This is a genomic window from uncultured Faecalibacterium sp. (assembly GCF_900066275.1).
Taxonomy (GTDB): Bacteria; Bacillota; Clostridia; order Oscillospirales; family Ruminococcaceae; genus Faecalibacterium; species Faecalibacterium taiwanense.
The window spans coordinates 1-2592 of record NZ_FMFG01000076.1 but is presented as its reverse complement, the minus strand read 5'-3'; the positions used below and the strand labels follow the sequence as shown (position 1 = coordinate 2592).

The following is a 2592-nucleotide window of genomic DNA, read 5'->3' as shown; positions in this document are numbered from 1 at the left end:
GCTTCCAGAATCTGCTCACGGGCTTCCTGAATGGTCAGTTCCGGGGCATCCAACTGCCCGCCGTCCATCACGGAATAATCGCTGTGGTAGAGGGTGTAGTCCCATCCATCCTCACAGGACTGGATGGCAAGGTAGCCTTTTCCGCCCAGTTCCCACGCCGCCTGCTCGTCCTGTGTCTGAATCTCCGGGTAGAAGTCTGCATGGTTTCGTTCCATGACTTCGGCAAACTGGCAGATGTGGAACACATTGCCCAAACCGCCCATGTCAAAGTGGTAATCATCCAGATGTTCCACCCGTGCCGTAAAGCTGCGCCCATCCGGGTAATCCACCTGAATCACGCCGCCATCTGGAATGCGATAGAGGTCATCATAATGGCTGTTGATAAGACGAATATCCTTCGGCAGCGTTTCCGGCTCCCAGATGCGCCGCCTGCCGATGCCCGCCTGCGGGATGTTTTCGAGGATCTTCACGCTTTCCTGTTGGATGACCTTGCGGTCATCGTCCGAAAGTTCAAACAGATACCAGTTCCGGGCGGCAGAAATGGCGTTCCTGCCATCGGGCGGCAGGTTCTTTTCCGAGATCTGCCCGCTTTCCAGCGGCTCACCAGTTACCTTGTTGTAGGTGGCAAAACCGACTCCTGCACCGTTTTCCCGGAGATGCAGATAGCGTTCATCGTTGATAAGGTAGACCGCTTCTTTTATCTGCTCCATCAGCACCCACCTTCAAATTCCAGCGAAAACTTGCTGCGGCCATCGGCTTCACAGGACAGCAGGACGGTGGCATTGTAGGTCTTGCCCTTGGCGCTCTTGCAGTCCTTCAGGCGGACCCGGCCGTCCCGCAGCAGCTTGTCCGCCACATGAGCGTCCAGCCGCTTGCCCAGACGCTTGAAGAACGCATTGTCCTTCCACAGCACGAAGCGGCACTCCCGGTTTTCGCAGAACCAGCCTTTTTCACGCTCCACGACAGGCTTACCACAGTTCGGGCAGACACCAATAATCTTGCTTTTCATAAGTGCATTCGCTCCTTTTTTCATTTCCGTGTTCTTTACCAGTTCGGTAATCATCGTATTGATCTCGGTCATAAATTCGCTCGGCTCCATTTCGCCATGTTCGATTTGCAGCAGCTTTGTTTCCCAATCGGCGGTCATTTTCGGGGATTGGATTTCTTCGGGCATCACAGTGATGAGGGCTTTTCCTTTATCCGTGGGCAGCAGCACCTTGGTTTTCTTGTTGCCCTTGCGCTCCAGAAAGCCCTTCTGCACAAGCTTTTCAATGGTGGTGGCACGGGTAGCCGGGGTGCCGATGCCCTGACGCTCCACGCCCTCCGGCATACTATCCGCACCCGCTGCCTGCATAGCTGACAGGAGAGTATCTTCCGTGTAGGATTTCGGTGGGGACGTTTGGCCTTCCTTCAGTTCTACACCGGCAACGCTGCACTGGCTCTTCTCCTGTACATCGGGCAGAACAACCGGTTCTTTCTGCTTGTCCAGCAGCTCGCCCAGTATTTTTCGTTCCATGGCTCTCCATCCATCGGACAGCACCAACTTGCCTTTTGCGGAGAATTCCTCTCCGGCGCAGATGGTGGTGAGCGTAGTTTCTGCATAGCAGTGCGGTTCGCCCACAGCGCAGAGCAGCCGTGCAGCAATCAGCCGCAGGGCATTCCGCTCCCCGGCAGGGAGGGCGGCAAGATCTGCGTTCGCCATACTTTTCGTAGGCAGCAGCGCATGGTGGTCGGTGACTTTGCTGCCATCGATGACCTGCTGCACATGGATGGGAATCGGCTCCTCCACGGCAAACGCCCTGCCCGTGTCCGTCACCAGCCCCGGAAGGGATGCCGCCATATCCTCCGTCAATAAGCGGCTGTCCGTGCGGGGGTAGGTGAGGAGCCGTTTTTCGTAAAGACTTTGGGCATAATCCAAGGTCTGCTGTGCCGTAAATCCCAGCAGACGGTTGGCATCCCGCTGCAATGCGGTAAGGTCATAGAGTTGCGGTGGGCTTTCGGACTTTTCCTTGCGTTCCATCTTCTGTACCGTGACACGCCCCTCCTTTCGGCATTTGGAAAGCAGCAGTTCGGCATCCACTTTCTGTGCAAACCGCTTGCTGGATGCGGTGCCGCCGTCTGCAAGGGTCAGGGCAACCGTGTAGAATTTCTCCGGTACAAAGGCGGCAATGGCGGCTTCCCGCACCACCGTCATGGCAAGCACAGGGGTCATAACACGCCCCACCGCCAGCGGCTGACCGTACAGACACGAAAAAAGCCGGGACGCATTGATGCCAACCATCCAGTCGGCACGTTCCCGGCAGAGTGCTGCGTTGTACAGCGCATCGTATTCAGTTGACGGTTTCAGGTGGGCAAAGCCCTCCCGGATGGCGGTTTCCTCCATGCTGGACAGCCACAGCCGGGAAAAGGGCTTTTTGCAGCTTGCTTGCTGGTAGACAAGTCGAAAGATCAGTTCTCCCTCCCGGCCGGAATCTGTAGGATAGTTCTCGGAGGTGACTTTTCTGACTTTGTTACTCGATGGCATCCAATGGGCCGATAAAGCGGTAGAAAATCTGGATTTTCTGGACGTATTCGCCATCGACCTTTTCCGCT

At 56.1% G+C, this 2592-nt stretch carries 2 protein-coding genes; both read right to left on the bottom strand.

Annotated elements, in window-relative coordinates; genetic code table 11:
* Positions 1 to 710, bottom strand: a 710-nt coding sequence (locus QZL71_RS12980) for an LPD16 domain-containing protein (RefSeq protein ID WP_294649145.1), incomplete at its 3' end; no start/stop codon positions are given.
* A complete protein-coding gene (locus tag QZL71_RS12975) occupies positions 710 to 2524 on the bottom strand; it encodes a DNA topoisomerase (protein WP_294649142.1) in 1815 nt (604 codons plus the stop codon). The genes QZL71_RS12975 and QZL71_RS12980, both read right to left, overlap by 1 nt.
* Positions 2525 to 2592: the final 68 nt, after the last annotated feature.